Origin of the sequence: Shewanella sp. ISTPL2 (assembly GCF_013283205.1) — a bacterium.
Taxonomy (GTDB): domain Bacteria; phylum Pseudomonadota; class Gammaproteobacteria; order Enterobacterales; family Shewanellaceae; genus Shewanella; species Shewanella oncorhynchi.
Genome location: NZ_JAAPAV010000001.1, coordinates 1469096 through 1484902 on the forward strand (window position 1 = coordinate 1469096; position 15807 = coordinate 1484902).

General features: G+C 45.4%; 17 protein-coding genes and 1 tRNA gene. 8 read left to right on the forward strand and 10 right to left on the reverse strand.

Annotated elements, in window-relative coordinates:
- The first annotated feature begins 23 nt into the window (after positions 1-23).
- Both HUB64_RS06600 and HUB64_RS06605 read left to right on the forward strand, forming a co-directional pair.
- Entirely contained in the window at positions 24-1850 is a 1827-nt protein-coding gene (locus tag HUB64_RS06600) for an AsmA family protein (RefSeq protein ID WP_173496647.1), read from the forward strand.
- Positions 1850-2470: a BsuPI-related putative proteinase inhibitor gene (locus HUB64_RS06605; RefSeq protein ID WP_173245159.1), complete on the forward strand. Its 621-nt coding sequence runs from the start codon at positions 1850-1852 to the stop codon at positions 2468-2470. Before HUB64_RS06600 ends, HUB64_RS06605 begins: the two co-directional genes overlap by 1 nt.
- Before the next feature lie 140 nt (positions 2471-2610).
- Here the strand turns inward: HUB64_RS06605 and HUB64_RS06610 are convergent, their stop codons facing one another.
- Together HUB64_RS06610 and gloB are read right to left on the reverse strand one after the other, a co-directional pair.
- Complete coding sequence (locus HUB64_RS06610) at positions 2611-4158, reverse strand: LysM peptidoglycan-binding domain-containing protein (RefSeq protein ID WP_168827800.1); 1548 nt, start codon at positions 4156-4158, stop codon at positions 2611-2613.
- 232 nt (positions 4159-4390) lie between these two features.
- Positions 4391-5182, reverse strand: a complete 792-nt coding sequence (gloB, locus tag HUB64_RS06615; RefSeq protein WP_168827799.1) for a hydroxyacylglutathione hydrolase — start codon at positions 5180-5182, stop codon at positions 4391-4393.
- 154 nt (positions 5183-5336) lie between these two features.
- Between gloB and HUB64_RS06620 the strand changes: the two genes are divergently transcribed.
- Both HUB64_RS06620 and HUB64_RS06625 read left to right on the forward strand, forming a co-directional pair.
- Positions 5337-6074 (forward strand): class I SAM-dependent methyltransferase, encoded by a 738-nt coding sequence (locus tag HUB64_RS06620; RefSeq protein WP_028760087.1) that lies wholly within the window; start codon positions 5337-5339, stop codon positions 6072-6074.
- A gap of 33 nt (positions 6075-6107) precedes the next feature.
- A complete protein-coding gene (locus HUB64_RS06625) occupies positions 6108-7016 on the forward strand; it encodes a LysR substrate-binding domain-containing protein (RefSeq protein ID WP_105252337.1) in 909 nt (302 codons plus the stop codon).
- A 190-nt stretch (positions 7017-7206) separates the two neighbouring features.
- Here the strand turns inward: HUB64_RS06625 and rnhA are convergent, their stop codons facing one another.
- Positions 7207-7677 (reverse strand): ribonuclease HI, encoded by a 471-nt coding sequence (gene rnhA, locus HUB64_RS06630; RefSeq protein WP_006081489.1) that lies wholly within the window; start codon positions 7675-7677, stop codon positions 7207-7209.
- A 70-nt stretch (positions 7678-7747) separates the two neighbouring features.
- Between rnhA and dnaQ the strand changes: the two genes are divergently transcribed.
- From dnaQ to HUB64_RS06645, 3 genes are all read left to right on the forward strand, one after another.
- Complete coding sequence (gene dnaQ / locus HUB64_RS06635) at positions 7748-8476, forward strand: DNA polymerase III subunit epsilon (protein WP_173496648.1); 729 nt, start codon at positions 7748-7750, stop codon at positions 8474-8476.
- 10 nt (positions 8477-8486) lie between these two features.
- Positions 8487-9860 carry a TIGR03503 family protein gene (locus tag HUB64_RS06640; protein WP_173496649.1) on the forward strand — a complete coding sequence of 458 codons (1374 nt, stop codon included), beginning with the start codon at positions 8487-8489 and terminating at the stop codon, positions 9858-9860.
- A gap of 390 nt (positions 9861-10250) precedes the next feature.
- A tRNA-Asp gene (locus tag HUB64_RS06645) sits at positions 10251-10327 on the forward strand.
- 145 nt (positions 10328-10472) lie between these two features.
- On the opposite strand, the gene HUB64_RS06650 is transcribed toward HUB64_RS06645, so the two are convergent.
- The 7 genes from HUB64_RS06650 to HUB64_RS06680 form a co-directional block, all read right to left on the reverse strand.
- Positions 10473-11336, reverse strand: a complete 864-nt coding sequence (locus HUB64_RS06650) for an OmpA family protein (RefSeq protein WP_028760081.1) — start codon at positions 11334-11336, stop codon at positions 10473-10475.
- Entirely contained in the window at positions 11336-11758 is a 423-nt protein-coding gene (locus tag HUB64_RS06655) for a DUF4398 domain-containing protein (RefSeq protein WP_028760080.1), read from the reverse strand. The genes HUB64_RS06650 and HUB64_RS06655 overlap by 1 nt, the downstream gene beginning before the upstream one ends.
- Positions 11759-12102: 344 nt before the next feature.
- On the reverse strand, positions 12103-12279 hold the full coding sequence (locus HUB64_RS06660) for a hypothetical protein (protein ID WP_254451400.1): 177 nt from the start codon (positions 12277-12279) through the stop codon (positions 12103-12105).
- Between the two features lie 503 nt (positions 12280-12782).
- Positions 12783-13550, reverse strand: a complete 768-nt coding sequence (locus tag HUB64_RS06665) for a Crp/Fnr family transcriptional regulator (RefSeq protein WP_173496650.1) — start codon at positions 13548-13550, stop codon at positions 12783-12785.
- Positions 13551-13672: 122 nt separating this feature from the next.
- On the reverse strand, positions 13673-14371 hold the full coding sequence (locus HUB64_RS06670; RefSeq protein ID WP_173496651.1) for a Crp/Fnr family transcriptional regulator: 699 nt from the start codon (positions 14369-14371) through the stop codon (positions 13673-13675).
- Positions 14372-14477: 106 nt separating this feature from the next.
- Entirely contained in the window at positions 14478-14819 is a 342-nt protein-coding gene (locus HUB64_RS06675; protein WP_173496652.1) for a BON domain-containing protein, read from the reverse strand.
- 38 nt (positions 14820-14857) lie between these two features.
- Positions 14858-15013 carry a DUF3309 family protein gene (locus HUB64_RS06680; protein ID WP_197018079.1) on the reverse strand — a complete coding sequence of 52 codons (156 nt, stop codon included), beginning with the start codon at positions 15011-15013 and terminating at the stop codon, positions 14858-14860.
- A gap of 291 nt (positions 15014-15304) precedes the next feature.
- Between HUB64_RS06680 and HUB64_RS06685 the strand changes: the two genes are divergently transcribed.
- Positions 15305-15724, forward strand: coding sequence for a PRC-barrel domain-containing protein (locus HUB64_RS06685; protein ID WP_028760076.1), 420 nt, complete (start codon positions 15305-15307; stop codon positions 15722-15724).
- Positions 15725-15807: the final 83 nt, after the last annotated feature.

Here is a 15807-nt window from a genome sequence, read left to right on the forward strand (position 1 = left end):
TTGTTTTTGATAAGGATATTTATATGAAATTCATTAAGTGGCTCTTAGCCTTAATGGTGACGCTCATTCTTTTAGTCACCGTTTATCTCACTGTCTTTTTCGACCCTAATGATTTTAAACCTGAAATAGTCGATGCCGTAAAAAAACAAACGGGTCGTGAATTAGTCATTACTGACGATTTATCTTGGACATTTTTCCCTGTCATAGGTATTAATTTAGGGGGGGTGTCTTTATCTAACCCTGAAGGTTTTACGCCTAAGGCTATGTTAGAAGTCAAAAAAGCCGTTGCTGAAGTGGCGCTCATGCCGTTGTTTAGTCAGAAAATTGAAATTGCAGAATTGAGTCTTGATGGCGCAACGATCAATTTAGTCACCCGTAAAAATGGCACTAACAGTTTCGATGGGTTGAGCGGCGATAATAGCCCAAAAACAGCGTCTCAAGCTGCCGCCGAATCCTCATCGAATGCCAAACCTAACGACATTAATATTGGTGGCATTTCTATCACCAATACCCAAATTAATATGATTGACGAAGCTAATAAGCAGACTCAAGTCTTTACCTTAAGTAGCTTCACCTTAGGTGAGTTCTCCTTAGATAAATTTGCGCCTATCGCCTTTGAATTCAGTGCAACTATGCCGGATATGACGGTAAGTAGCGAAGCTAAAGGTGAACTAAAACTCAGTAGAGACTTTAAACAACTCGTTATCAATGGGCTGAAAATTGATACTGTGGTGGAAGGTGAGAGTATTCCGAACAAGAAACTCGAAACATCTGTCAGCTTAGTAACTCAAATCGCCCTTGATAAACAGCAATTGTCCGTCGATATTGCGCAGCTTACCGCGGCGAGCATTACCGCTGCGGGTAAAGTGGGTGTGAATTATGGTACGAAAATTCCACAAATTAATGCTGATTTTCAAGTCGGCGATATTGATTTAGATACACTGTTACCTAAAACAGAGGCCACCGCCACCGCTGAACAAGCGCCAGCAGCAAACTCTCAGGCAGTTGAGCCTGATCTCTCTGCCCTTAAGCAGCTTGATGTAAAACTCAAGTTGACTGTTAAGTCTATTAAGGTCGCGAATCTGTCGACTCAAAATTGGTTAATGGATGTGGGCATTAAAAATGGTGTGTTAGATCTGACGAAATTGAATGCGGATTTATATCAAGGTCAGTTGCTGGTGAGCGCTCAGGTTGATGCTCGTCAAGCAGTGGCGAGTTATCAATTTGATAAAAAAGTGACGGGCGTACAAATTCGTCCTTTGCTGAAAGATGCGGCGGATGTGGATTTATTGGCTGGTACAGCCAACTTTGATGTGAAGGGGAAAGGTAAGAGTTTGATCCCTGAGCAGTTAAAGAAAAACCTGTTAGCGAATGGTCATTTTGATATTAATGACGGTGCTCTGTACGGGGTAAATATTCCACAGATGATCCGCAGCGCACAAGCTAAGTTAAAGGGCGACTTATCGCCAGAAACGAAGGCGGAGCGCAAAACTGACTTCTCGAGTCTGACGGGCAGTTTCTCGTTGGATAATGGCGTTGCCACGAATCCAGATCTTGCCTTGTCTTCGCCTTTACTGCGTTTGGATGGTAAAGGCACTGCGAATTTATTGACTGAAGCCTTGGACTACAGACTAACCGCTAGCCTAGTGAATTCATTGAAGGGTCAGGGTGGTAGCGACAAAGATGCGCTGGCTGGAGTTGACATTCCGTTGGCGATTACAGGCACTTTCCAAAAACCTGAATATGCTTTGGATACTAAAGCCTTACTGAATAATCAGCTTAAGGAAGAAACCGACAAAGCTAAGGAAAAATTAAAAGACTCCTTATTGAAAAAACTAGGCGGTTTTTAATGGTTGCTTCAACGCGTTACGCATTACTTGTTTGCGCGAGTGCTTTTGTCGGTGGGCAACTTGTTGGGTGCTCGGCGCCCGAAGCCGCTGACACGAGTCAGTCAACCAAGGGTGAGACTACAACAGCCGCGGCCGTTCAGCCTGAAATTATTCGCGCTGCCGATCTGGCGCTCGATGTTTCTGGGCTTAAAAGCACTCCGACATTAAAGGCTGAACCTGTGATGGCAGAAAAGGCACAAGGCTTGCTTCGCGGCGAATTAACTCTAGAACCTTTTATCGATTTTAAGCAGTCGGTTAAGGCGACATTGACTGTGACAAATCCACAAACCTATGCTGTCGGCCTACGTTATAACTCTGGGATGACGGCGGATTTGTGGTTGGTAACGCAAGAGGGCAAACGTCTGTGGGCTTGGTCGGATGATATGATGTTTACCCAAGCATTACGTGATAGCCAATTGGCGGCAGGGAAAGTGATCACGACTTCATTTAGTATTCCGCCCAAAGCATTTGCAGGAATACCTGCAAATGGTGCTCGCTTAGAAGCGCATTTTGCTGCTAAAGCGTTAGAGTCTGATGCCGTTGTTATGGCGCCCGTTGTCTTATTACTGACGATGGAATAACGTCGCCTCTCATAATAGAGAAAGCCCGTAATAGAAAAAGGCAGCAATCCGATAAGGTTGCTGCCTTTTTGTTATCTATGGCTCAATTTTGCTTAGGATTTATAGCACTAATCCGTTCGAACTATGTGCCAGTTTAGTCCCTACGCACTCAACTTAGTTTCATCAACCACTAATTTGATCACTTGGCCTGGTTGTAAATACTGTGATTGCGCTAGGCTATTCCACTCGAGTAGCTCGGCAACAGTTACGTTAAATTTATTGGCGATACGGGCAAGTGAATCACCGGATTTTACCTTGTAACTAACAGTACGAATTTGTGCGGTTTGCTCAAGCTCCTTTGGTGCTAAGATCACTAACTGCTGACCGTTTTGTAGCTTGCTATTCTTAGCCAATTTGTTCCAAGTGCTGAGTTGTTTCACCGTCACTTTATGGGCTTGGGCTATTTCTGAGAGTGTGTCTCCTGACTTAACCTGATAAGCAATTTTTGTTGATTCAACTGCAGCATGTGATTTTTTCGGCAATTGCTGCTTAGTTGACAGGGCATAAAGCTGCTTGTCTTGCGCATCGACAGGAATAATCAAATGCTTGCCTGCGACGATCGTGTTGCTTTTCATGCCGTTGGCGGCGCGAATAGCGGCAACGGTCGTATGGTGCTGCGTAGCAATCTTGCCAATGCTATCGCCAGATTTGATCGTGTAACGTAACCAGCTGATCCTATCTTCGGTTTCTGTTTCAGCGAGCGCTTTTTTAAATTCTTCCGATTTATCAATTGGTAGCACTAAGGTGTGCGGACCAAGTGGCGATGTAGCCCAGCGGTTATAACCTGGGTTGAGTTTTTGTAACTCAAGCGTGGTCATATTGGCAAAACCTGCCGCCATGGCTAAATCAATTTGGCTATCAATATCAACCACTTCAATTGTCGGATTGTTGTCAATTGGCGCTAAAGAAATACCATATTCATCAGCGTGTTTAATGACTTCTGCCAGTGCGAGCAGTTGCGGCACATAGCGTTCTGTCTCTCTGGGCAAATCCAATGACCAAAAATCCGTTTTTAAGCCTTTTTTCTCGTTACGTTTGATTGCATTGAGCACCCGTGATTCACCCGAGTTATAGGCAGCAATAGCATAAAGCCAATTGTTATTGGTTTTATCGTAGAGGTATTCCAGCATATCGAGCGCCGCAGTCGTTGATGCGGGGACATCACGACGACCGTCATACCACCAGTTCATTTCTAAACCGAAATGACTGGCCATAGGTGTGGTAAATTGCCACAGACCCGATGCCGCGCCAGTCGATGATGCGGAAGGATCAAAGGCGCTTTCAATTATGGGTAACAAAGCTATCTCTATAGGAAGATGACGCTTTTCAAGTTCTTCTACAATCATGTACATATAAGGTGCAGCACGTTCCGAGATGATCGCCAGATGCTGTGGATTTTTGATGTACCAATCACGGTATTGATTCACCAATTTTTGATCTGGAACCGGTAACTGCATGCCTTGACGAATTCGCTCCCACACATCGGTAATTTGCGCCGATGGAGCCTCGGTTGCGAGGTAATATTCTGGGACTGTATTTTCGGTTGTGACGGCTTCAACTTCTGTTTGGTTAACGCCATGGTTGTCTAATGTTTGACAGCCTGTGAGTAGGGCAAATCCCCCTACAACAACATAAAGTGATACTCTCATTGAAAACGGTAGTCCTCTGTTAGTGCATCGCTTTTCTTTATAGTAACAGTATGTTTTATATGAAGATAAAGACGACACAGCGCGCAAAGTTTTCACGCAAAACGAGCCATTCTATGGGATCTTTTCGATCTTGTCCCTTAATTATCGTACATAATGTAAGGCCATTTTTGACTTACATCATCAAAAATGAGAAAAACTGTTTGAATTTCAATCTATAATATTGCTTTTGTGATCAAAAATTATCTTTCCACTGTCTGAGTAAGGTAAAACCGCTGAGTTCGTCTAAATTTGCGTGATTTAGACCGCTAAAATGCTGTTTTATGTTATCGACAATTTCAGTGTCGCTAGGGCGTAAAAAGGGATTGATGGCACGCTCTAAAGCGATGGTGGAGGGAACAGTCGCTTTGTCTTGGCGACGTAACTGCATCGCGCGTTCGTTATAGTCTTGGAGCTCGCGATTGTTGGGATTGACCGCGAGGGCAAATTTGAGGTTTGAAAGTGTGTATTCATGGGCACAATAAACCCGAGTGTCGGCGGGAAGCTGGGCAAGTTGCTGTAGTGAGTTGAGCATTTGCGCTGGCGTGCCTTCAAATAAGCGTCCGCAGCCGCCGCTAAACAGGGTGTCACCGCAAAATAAGGCATCTTCAACAACGTAGGCTATATGTCCTGCTGTGTGGCCTGGTACATCTAAGACTTGCAGCTCAGCGCTGAGATACTCCAGTGTGAATCTGGGCTTGGCTTTTGCGTGCAGTGGATGTGTGATGCCTTCGATCTTCTCATTATCTGGGCCATAAACTGTGAGTCGGTCTTGACTGTAGGCTTGAAGTTCAGCGACGCCACCCGTATGGTCATTGTGGTGGTGGGTCAGTAAAATGCCCGCTAGCGTGAGTTGATTGACCTCTAGATAGTCAATAACCACACTCGCATCGCCGGGATCGACGACATAAACCTGTGTATGCGGTTGTTGTTGTAACACCCAGATATAATTGTCATTAAAGGCTTTGATCGCTGTTATAGTGAGCATAGAACCGCCTATGTCTGTATTTCAATTCGAAGATAAAGGTATTATCCATGAGTGAACGGCCCTTGGCGACCTTTGCCGCTTTTGTCCTGTGGCAAAATGGCAGCAATCTTTGACCCAATTGGATACTTGTCTACCCAACTAACGGAGGAACTCTGTGTCGCATTTTAGTACTGAGCTCAAACCCGAACAATGGAGCGACTTACCCAATGGTGAGGCGTTGCAACAAGCTGTTGCTAAACAACTTGAAGATTGGTGGCCAAGAGTCTTTGGTTATCATTTATTAAAGTTAGGGCCTTTGAGTGCCGAATTGTCGAGCATGGCATCGCCAGTCGCCCATCATTTTTCACTCTCGCCATCCAAAGGCGCCTCGATTGAAGGCGATTTTTGTCATTTACCCCTGCAGAATGCGGCGATAGATGCGGTGGTGATGAGTCTATTGCTCGAATTTGAACCCGATCCTTACCGTATTCTTCGTGAAACCGATCGGGTACTCATCGCCGGAGGCTATCTTTTTATCGTCGGTTTTAATCCCTTGAGTCCAGTATTTTTGGGTAAGTTATGGCCTAAGTATCAGGATTGTCTCCCATGGAATGGCCGCTTTTTTATGCCATCAAGGGTGCGAGATTGGTTAGGTTTATTAGGTTATCAAGTGGTGGGCGATGAGCGTTTGGTCTATCACCCCTTAATGGGTGATTTCACCCAAGGTAAATTTTTTCAACAGAGTTTAGCGTCATGGCTTCCTAGCGCGGGCAGTTTGTATTTGATTGTGGCGCGTAAACTCGAGTCGCCACTCACGCCTATTCGCGATAAACGTAAGGTGCGGCAAACGAATTGGACCACGGCGCCGACCGCGGGACGTTCAGGGCATTTATCAGAGCATTCGGAAAACTGATAAGCCATTTCCTTTTTAAGTACAGGTTTTAATATGCGGATCACCTTAAGACAATTGGCGGTATTTGAAGCTGTGGCACGTAGCGGCCAAGTCGCAAAGGCGGCTGAACAAGTGAATTTATCACCACCGGCGACATCTATGGCCTTAGCTGAATTAGAAAAGCAGCTAAATGCCCGCCTATTTGAACGTATTGGCAATCGATTACAGCTTAACTCCCAGGGTAATTTACTGCTGCCATTGGCAACGGATCTATTACACCGTGTTGAACAAATTGAGCAGGCATTTACTTATCATGGTGGTGATCTGGTTGGGCGTTTAAGCATCAGTGCCAGTTCGACAATCGGCAATTATCTAATGGCGAAAGCCGCAGTGGCATTTTGTCAGCAACATACTCAAACCCATGTGGATGTGGCGATCACTAATACTCAAGATGTGATCCAAGCGGTTGCTCAGTTCCGCTCTGAAATGGGCTTTATTGAAGGCCATTGCACTGACAATCGTTTGAGTGTCGAAGCATGGCATAAGGATAGGCTGCTGGTGTTTTGTCATCCGGCGCATCCTCTGGCGGGGAAAGTGGTTAAACCTGCGGCGGTTAAAGGGCTGTCTTGGGTGCTACGTGAGGAAGGATCGGGCACTCGCGAATATTTTGTAAATGCCGCCAATGAGTTGGATATGCAGCCAGAGGCTAAATTCTGCTTTACTACGCCGGATGCGATTAAATTGGCCGTGAAACAAGGTGCTGGGCTTGGGGTGTTATCTGAGTTGGCGCTAGAGAAAGAAATCAGTCGTAAAGAGTTAGCGTTAGTCACGATTGAGGGACTCGTACTCGAGCGGCAGTTTTATCGCATCACCCATAAGAGCCGTCAGGCGACATCCCTAGGTCAAGCTTTTGTGCTGTTTTGTGAGAATTTTTTTAATATTGCAGGTGTGGAACTGAAATAAACCGTTTGATAGCAATGGCCCTCGTAAACAGTGAGCTTAAGCGATTTATTTGAAAGGTTAATTTTGACGGTAAGCTTAAACTGTGAGATGAATCGCGAATTAAATCATCACGCCCAAGTACTTAACTTAGGCGTGATTGCATCGAACTTACTTTTTCGCACTTAGCGAGTTTACACTGAGTGGCACTGGGTTAAGGCTGATAACCTAAATCGGGTTGGGTTGGTTTAGATTCTGCCGCGGTGCGAGCTAACACATCGCAACGTTCGTTTTCGGCGTGGCCTGCATGACCTTTAACCCATTGCCAGTCGATAGTGTGCATCTGTGAGGCTTTATCTAATCGTTTCCATAGGTCAACGTTTTTGACTGGGGTACGGTTTGATGTCATCCAACCTTTTTTCTTCCAGCCATGGATCCATGTCATTATGCCTTGGCGCATATATTGGCTGTCGCTGGTGAGCACGACTTGGCAAGGTTCTTTCAAGCTTTCTAACGCTATGATTGGGGCTAACAATTCCATGCGATTATTGGTCGTGAGCGCAAAACCGTCGGACATCTCCTTTGTATGGCCTTTATAATTCATTACAATGCCATAGCCGCCAGGACCGGGATTGCCTAAGCAAGAGCCGTCGGTGAAGATGTGGATCAGTTTTAGTTCAGTCATCAAATTGTTACCATAGCCGGGAATTTCGGCCGAGTATAACTAAAAATTGTCATAAGAAGCGCATAAAAACATGAATATTATCTCTAATGCTAGCCGTCAGGTTATTTTAGATACCGAAACCACAGGTATGAACCAGGGCAGCGGCGCCATCTATTTAGGCCATCGGATCATCGAGATTGGTTGTGTGGAAGTGGTAAACCGTCGTTTGACGGGGCGTTATTACCACCAATATATCAATCCTGGTCAAGCAATTGATCCCGAAGCTATCGCTGTTCACGGTATTACCGATGAGCGCGTGGCTAAAGAGCCGCGTTTCCATCAAATTGCTCAAGAGTTTATCAACTTTATCGACGGCGCTGAAATCGTCGCACATAACGCGAACTTCGACGTGAACTTCATGGATCATGAGTTTTCACTGCTGCAGCCGCGTGGTCCGAAAACCGCTGATATTTGTCAGATCCTCGATACCTTAGAGATTGCTAAGTTTTTACATCCCGGCCAGAAAAACAATCTCGACGCGCTCTGTAAGCGTTACGGCGTCGATACTTCTCGCCGCGAGTACCACGGCGCATTACTCGATGCCGAGATCCTCGCTGATGTTTATCTGATCATGACTGGCGGACAGACAAAGTTTAATTTGTCTAACGAAGAAGCGGGGCAGGAAGCGGGGGGGATTCAACGTTTTGATCCGCAATCACTTAATCTTAAAGTGATTGGCGCATCGGCCGATGAACTGACAATGCATGAACAACGCCTTGATTTAGTCGCAAAATCAGGTAAATGCCTCTGGAGAGGATAGAAGAATTACTATGCCGATGTCGCGCCATAAACCCATTTTAGCTTTTTGCCTGCTTGCCACTACGCTGTTATGTAGTGTGGCGAGTGTATTGGCCGCTGACCTAGATCCCGCCAAAAAAGTCGTCAAGCCACCTAAGGCAGCACCGATTGTAGGATTGGAAACGGCTTCCGAGCTTAAAAACCGTTTTCGTATTGATCATATGGTCGATAACATGACCTTATTAGTGGAGCGTGAATATGGCTCTGCGCCTGTGGTCATAGTGTTACCCGATGGCAGTAAATGGTACGCCAATCGTCATCCAGCAACCGTTAAGTGGGTTGATGGTATAACGGGCGATATTATTTACATTGAGTCACCACAGCCCGGACCTTGGCAGTTGGTGGGCAAGGTCGTCTCTGGTTCAACCCTTAAGAAGCTCTCAAAACTCGAAATCGAAGTCCAGCCTTTACCACAGCCAATCTTCCAAGGTGAACAAGTTAAAATTGTCGCGCAGTTAATGGGTGACGAGCAGCGTGTGCGTATGCCTGGGTTAGATTATTTAGTCGAATGGACTGCACATTTTGTGAGTAAACATAAGGCGGGCGATGAAAATTTTGCCGCGGGTGACATTATTGTTGGTTCCTATAAAGACAATGGTGAAGATTACGATGAAAAACCCGACGATGGTGTATTTACCAGCAATATCAATATAAAGCAGCCTTGGGGTGATTATGAGTTTGTCGTGCAGGCACGTAATAATGTGTTTGAACGGCAGGTTTCATTCCCGTTTAAATTGTCACCTCGGCCAATTAATCTAGAAGTTATTACCCCTGACGATCCGCTAACAGGGCAATGGAAAGTCATGTTACACGTGGATAAGACAGTGTTGCAGCTGGCTGAGACGCATTTTTCCTTTGAGTTAGTCGGCCCTGCTGGCTTGCAACTGCCTTTGGTTGTAAATGGTCTCACTGAGCCTGACTCTGAATTAGATTTACCTACAGTGACAGAGTTTGGTAGTTATCGAATTAAAGGTTTTGTGGCTACGACGACTGTCACTGGTCGTGAAATCGTGCTGGATTTACCTGAGCTTTTCTTTAACTTAATTGAACCACCAGAACCACCACCAAGTGCCGAAGAGTTGGCTGCTGTTGCTGCACAAAAAGCGGCAGAGGAAGAAGAGCTTGCGAAGAAAGATGCAATGTTCTGGATCATTACAGTCAACGCTATCTTATTAGTCTTAGGCGTGGTGGGATTAATTGTGTGGCGTAAGCGCCAAAGTTTGGCGCAGGCCTTAGCTGCCGCGGAGTTACGTTTATTGAATGAAGCATCTGCAAATCCACCCGCAGCGCCTTCATTAGATGAAATCGATCTCACTATGCCAGATGAGGCAGATAAAGACCGTTAGCCAAACGTTGCTTAATGTGTTTGATTTATGACTTTGAACTGGAACGTTGAGCGATATTTGGGATATAAATCAAGGTCTGCAATTGATTTGGCTTTTTTTTAATCAAATGATAAATCGAAGTAAAAAAACGGTTGACGCCTGCAGGGCTCAACCGTATTATTCTTCGCATCTTAAGCAGAGCCTTGATAAGTGTGTTGAATTATCGTTCTGTTTTAACATCGGCGGCCTGTCACGCTGGAGTTAGCGGGTTTGATGCCCGTAAGATACTTGGATAAGGAAAAATTTGGAGCGGTAGTTCAGTTGGTTAGAGTATCGTTTTGACATCAGCGGCCTGTCACGCTGGGGTTAGTGGGTTTAATACCCGTCAAATATTGGGATATGGAAGAATTTGGAGCGGTAGTTCAGTTGGTTAGAATACCGGCCTGTCACGCCGGGGGTCGCGGGTTCGAGTCCCGTCCGCTCCGCCAAATTGCAAAAAGCCCCATCGAAAGATGGGGCTTTTTGCTTTTTACTGATCTCCTTAATTTCTGCGCTGTTCATCTTATTAGCGATGAGACTCGATTCAAATGTCAGCAAGGATCACGCTGAAATCTTAATATGATTAAGTGATCGCTACTGTGGAGCCTGTGCTGTGTCGGTGAGGATGACTTCAACCCGACGATTTTGCTGGCGGCCACTGGCGGACTCATTGTTGGCAACAGGTGAGCTTTCACCTTTACCTAGGCTACTGAGCCGATTGGATTGGATCCCTTTTCCCTGTAAAAAATGGCTAACACTATCAGCTCTTTGCTGCGATAAACCCAGATTGTATTGCTCACTGCCTACGCTATCTGTATACCCTTCAATCATGGCACCACGCGCGGGATACTTGTTCAGAAAGTTCGCTAGGTTGGTTAGATGTTGACTGGTCGATGACTTAAGATCCGCTTTGGCAGTATCAAATAAAACATCACCTAAGGTTACGACCCAACCACGTTCTGACTGACGGGCATTCAGCAATGTGAGCTGGGCTTGCAGTTCGGTCGTTTCCTGACGCGCATCTGCAGCATCAGCACGGGCTAGGCGCGCATCTTGATGGGCTTGATTGGCCTCTGTGGTTCGAGCATCTAATCTGGCGTCATCGCGTTTTTTGGCGAGGACTTTATGTTGATCCTCGGCAAAGCGGCTCTGCGCTTGAGCTAAGGCAATATTGACTTTCTTATCAGCAACAAACACTAGGTGCTGTGATTGTTGCTCATCTTTTACCGGTTGTTCAGCAGCGCGAACGGCTTCTTCAGCTTGTTTAATGGCAGCAGGGGCTAAAATTGCCAGTTCATTATTCGCTTGCAGTTTATTAAGTTCTGTACGGATATCACCGATGCCTTCAGCTATTTTGGGCGTACTGCTACAAGCTGCTACAGTGGTTAGGAGTAGGCTATATGCCAGTATTTGGCTAAAACGTAAAGGCAGACCCGACGAAGCGATAAGTTTTTTCATTACTGAATTCCTCCTGAACGGCGCAACATTTCTTGCTGCAGTATGCTGATATTGTTTTTCATTTCATTATTGACGCTATTGGCTTGTGCCAGCTCAGCGCGAGCTTGTGCCAGTTCGGCCTCAAGGCTCGCCTCTATGGCGTAACGATCGGCGCTGACAGTGTCCATATTGAGTAATGCGCTGCTTGCAGATTGAAGTTTAAGTCTGGCCTGTGCCAGTTCATTTGAGGCATATTGGCCGACTCTTGCTTGCTCTGCGCGGGCAATGGTGTGTTCAGCCCGTTCCATTTCTGCGGTCTTAGTCAATGGCGTTGAACTGCAGCCCACGAGCGCTGTTGCAATACAACCTGCCAATAAGAAGTGCTTGGCTCGCTGTAGACCGATTGAATATTGCTGTGGTTGTTGATTTTTATTGATGTTCATTTGAAATTCCTTTCTCGGAAACAGTGCGCCGAGTGTGGTCTTTAGGTTTGTTATTCCACCATGCACAGTCAATATGCTGGTGAATAGCCCCATTTTTGAGTCAGTTGGTATGAGTGAGTAATTTGACGCCACGGAAATTCATGATCTACTCCTCTGAGTAAAGAGGGCCGGTACACTAAGGGTTGCATCGGCTTGAGCTAAACGCAGTGTGTTACTGCATGGTTTAGTTTTTGCACTTAATCAATGAAACTTTTCCCTGTTTGTTCGTCACGTCCTAGTCTAACGAGTGATGATTTGGCTCTTTTTCAGTCCAGTTATCTTCCTTGTCGTTTGATTTAAGTTCTTCAACCTCGCTTATTGTGTGTGCTTTTACTGGTATCCACGTCTTGTTTAGCTTTATCTGCAACTGTGGTTTTGATCATCTGACGGTTGCGGGCTACGACGGGAGGATTGGCCTTGTTGGTGTTGGAATTCTGTGCATCGTTATCGACGGATTTATGTTGTTCTTTGAATTTTTTCATATAAACCTCAAGTAACCCGGTGTAGTGCAAGAGTGCATGAACCGTACATTCAGCATGACCTGTTAACTATTAAACGTCTGTGCGTTAGCGCGCATGGGATCCGTGGTGGCAGTATTGGCTGCTCGGCACGTTTTTTGTTTGCTGGGTGGGCTAAAAAATGAGTAACCATAATGCTTTGATTACAAAGGTAATATGGTGGATATTAGGCAGCATCAGTTTTCGCCATGTTGGCGTGTCGGGTTGATGACTGCCTGTTCTTATTTATGGTTTGCAGTACCAGTGTGGGTTTAGTACTGAAGTGGCATATGGGATAACGATAGAATGGCTGTTGTACGAGTGGTCTAGCCATCCGCTATGTGTATTTTTATTTGAAGTACCGGTTAGGATACAAGAATTGAAATGTGAGTCTTTATGGCTGATGTACTAAAGTATCGGTTGTTTTTAAAACACTTCCTTTTTAACGCACTTCCTATTGTTACTGTATTCTTATATTCACTGTAGGTTTATGTTTGCTGCGCTTGTTGAGGTGGCATCAGCCGTTCTGATTCCTGCTTAACGACTGAGTAACATTCACAACAGGTTTGTTCTAGTAACGCGCGATCGACCACTTCAATATTCCCACGACTGTAATTGATAATTCCCATGCGCTGCAGTTTGCCTGCCGCATCGGTGACACCTTCACGGCGTACGCCGAGCATATTAGCAATCAATTCCTGTGTCATCAGCACGCGATCATCGGGCAGCCTATCTATCGAAAGCAGTAACCAACGACACAGTTGCTGTTCAATACTATGGTGGCGATTGCAAACCGCGGTCTGGGCCATTTGGGTCAGTAGCACCTGACTGTAACGCAGTAACAGATGGAGCAGGGCGCCATGACGGTTAAATTCGTCTTTAAGCCGCTGACCAAACAATCGATAGGCAACGCCAGCACTTTGCACTACAGCGCGACTCGTCGTGCTTTCTCCTCCCATAAACAGTGCAACGCCGACCATACCATCATTGCCAACGACGGCAATTTCAGCGGATGCCCCATTTTCCATCACATACAGCAGCGAAATAATGGAGTCCAACGGAAAATACACATAACGCTGCTTTGAGCCTGCTTCACAGACCACTTGTCCGAGTTCTAATGGAACCAGCTCCAGATGCGGGAAAATACGTTGTTTGACTTCCTCTGGCAATTCACATAACAACCGATTGGATTCTGGCGGGAAGTGAGTTTCCGGTGGCGCGCGCTCTGATACAGATTTCAGTTCTAGTGTGTCCATTATGATAGCGTGTCCTTGTATGGTGATATAGCTAACTCAGGTTACAGCGAGAAACACCTATGCTATGTACGGTAGCGAACATAATGGCAGATTATTTGAATTGTTGAGCGGAAAATATGCACTTAAGTGCGCATTGAGTGATAGCAACTACAGCAACGGGCAAGTAGAGCTTGCCGATCAAGAATATGTAACCGCCCACGATTATATGAAATGCTGCCGCGGATCTGTAAATTGCCTGCGGCCTCGGTAATACTGCTTCGCCTAACACCTAGCATGTCGGCTAAAAATTGATGGGTTAGATATAACTCATCAGTCTGAATTCGGTCGTGACTCATTAGCAACCAACGTGCTAGACGAGATTCAATGGAGTGAAAATGGGCACAGACTGCATTTTGTGATAATTGGCATAGCAAAGTGTATAGATAAGTCTCTACTATTTGCTTCAGATTGGTATTTTGAGCGAGTAAGCCTTCAAAGGATTCAATGGGGAGTCGCCAAGCTTGACCAGAACCTTGGATGATCGCCTCGGAAGGCACTTGCCGAGTGCCCAGCAAAGTCGTCGCTCCAAGCATACCTTCGTAACCAATCAAACCCATTTCCAATGCCGGATGTTTGGGGAGTTTAGCAATCAAAGAAATAAAAGCCGTTAAGGGAAAATAGACATATTGATATGACTCGCCAGGCTTGCACAGTAAGTCGGCAAACTTAAGTTGGACTAACTCAGCTTGCGATAATAAATCCGCTTGTTCCACCACTGGCAGATGACGGATTAATCGGTTCTGAATTTGTGGGGCTAATGTGTCTTGGTGTTGAGTGGGCATAGCGGTTCAACCTGTGGTGGCATTGACTTGGCACCAGAAAATCTGCTGCAAAAAAGAAGGGCCGCAGCCCCTGAACGGGGGCTACGGAATGATGGAGATTAAATGACTAGTTTTTTAGTTGCGATGAAGGTGCGCCAGATTTTAGTTGCATATCGTTTTTGACTGAAATGACGCCGGGTACTTTGCTTGTTAGTTTTACCGCAGTATTGATATCTTCACGCGATTTAACAAACCCGCTGAGCTGGACCACGCCTTTAAAAGTTTCAACATTAATCTCGGCCACACTTAAGTTTTTATCACTTAAAATGGCAGCTTTCACTTTGGTGGTGACCACACTGTCATCTAAATACTCGCCAGTACCTTCTTTGTTGTATGCAGAACTGCAACTGGCTACGGCGACTAAGCCTAGAGCCAGCAGGAAGATACTTAACATTTTAATTGTTCTCATCAGATTATCCTTTTTAATAAAGAGTAAAAATGGGGGCATTAGCTAACGCGTCCCGTTAACAGCAATATAATCAGCACCAGTAGCACTATGCCTATAAGGCCACCTGGACGATAACCCCAGTTTCGGCTATGGGGCCAAGTGGGGAGCATGCCGAGAAATAACAAAATTAAAATAATCAATAAAATAGTCGCAATAGACATGGCTAATCTTCCTGATACCGGGGCAATTTTGCACTGGGTAACATGAGTCTGTGCCGTAGCAAATGGGATGTCGGTACGCTGGCGCACTTACAGGGATCTGACGAGTCGATGTGTTTATATTCGCATTACCTGATAAGCGGTATGCCGAACAGAGCGAGTGATTGTAGAGATGCATACTCTAACTTATGTCCAATGACGGACATGTTCAATTCGAAACCAACGTTTGGTATTTCACTTATTCCGTTGTCCAGTTTCATGGGCTGCGCTAATAAAGAGGTCAACAAAATGAATTATCATGATCGCGATGTTTACGGCATTTACAACAATCCACAGTTCGCTTCTCCATCATTGGCACAAGGACCCGGCCCATATCTGATGGGCGCTGAAACACTGATCGGCAATAATGTTGTTAATAATTCTGGTGAAACCTTAGGGGATATCAAAGAAATTATGCTTGAAGTGGAAACGGGCCACGTCGGGTATGCGGTACTGTCGTTCAGTACTTATTTTGGTTTTGGAGAAAAGCTGTTTGCAGTGCCTTGGAAGATGCTGACACTTAATCATGAGCAAAAATGTTTTGTCATGGACATCTCATTAGAGCGACTCAAAACGGCGCCAGGTTTTGACAAAGGCCATTGGCCCAATATGAAAGATGTTGAATGGGAAAACGAACTGCACGATTACTACGGTAGCCGTAGGGATTAATGGTGTTAAGCAGGGGATTTATCCCCTGTGTTATTATTTGGATTCGGTAAATATGTATAAATGTGGTTGTGTCTATCAAGTGA

Bases quoted from the DNA above. Each gene is read 5' to 3' on its own strand.
- HUB64_RS06670 (WP_173496651.1), bottom strand. From the start codon at position 14,371: ATGCCCACTCAACACCAAGACACATTAGCCCCACAAATTCAGAACCGA.
- rnhA (WP_006081489.1), bottom strand. From the start codon at position 7,677: ATGACTGAACTAAAACTGATCCACATCTTCACCGACGGCTCTTGCTTA.
- HUB64_RS06650 (WP_028760081.1), bottom strand. From the start codon at position 11,336: ATGAAAAAACTTATCGCTTCGTCGGGTCTGCCTTTACGTTTTAGCCAA.
- gloB (WP_168827799.1), bottom strand. From the start codon at position 5,182: ATGCTCACTATAACAGCGATCAAAGCCTTTAATGACAATTATATCTGG.
- HUB64_RS06640 (WP_173496649.1), top strand. From the start codon at position 8,487: ATGCCGATGTCGCGCCATAAACCCATTTTAGCTTTTTGCCTGCTTGCC.
- HUB64_RS06660 (WP_254451400.1), bottom strand. From the start codon at position 12,279: ATGAAAAAATTCAAAGAACAACATAAATCCGTCGATAACGATGCACAG.
- HUB64_RS06605 (WP_173245159.1), top strand. From the start codon at position 1,850: ATGGTTGCTTCAACGCGTTACGCATTACTTGTTTGCGCGAGTGCTTTT.
- HUB64_RS06655 (WP_028760080.1), bottom strand. From the start codon at position 11,758: ATGAACATCAATAAAAATCAACAACCACAGCAATATTCAATCGGTCTA.
- HUB64_RS06685 (WP_028760076.1), top strand. From the start codon at position 15,305: ATGAATTATCATGATCGCGATGTTTACGGCATTTACAACAATCCACAG.
- HUB64_RS06610 (WP_168827800.1), bottom strand. From the start codon at position 4,158: ATGAGAGTATCACTTTATGTTGTTGTAGGGGGATTTGCCCTACTCACA.
- HUB64_RS06625 (WP_105252337.1), top strand. From the start codon at position 6,108: ATGCGGATCACCTTAAGACAATTGGCGGTATTTGAAGCTGTGGCACGT.
- HUB64_RS06665 (WP_173496650.1), bottom strand. From the start codon at position 13,550: ATGGACACACTAGAACTGAAATCTGTATCAGAGCGCGCGCCACCGGAA.
- HUB64_RS06600 (WP_173496647.1), top strand. From the start codon at position 24: ATGAAATTCATTAAGTGGCTCTTAGCCTTAATGGTGACGCTCATTCTT.
- HUB64_RS06675 (WP_173496652.1), bottom strand. From the start codon at position 14,819: ATGAGAACAATTAAAATGTTAAGTATCTTCCTGCTGGCTCTAGGCTTA.
- dnaQ (WP_173496648.1), top strand. From the start codon at position 7,748: ATGAATATTATCTCTAATGCTAGCCGTCAGGTTATTTTAGATACCGAA.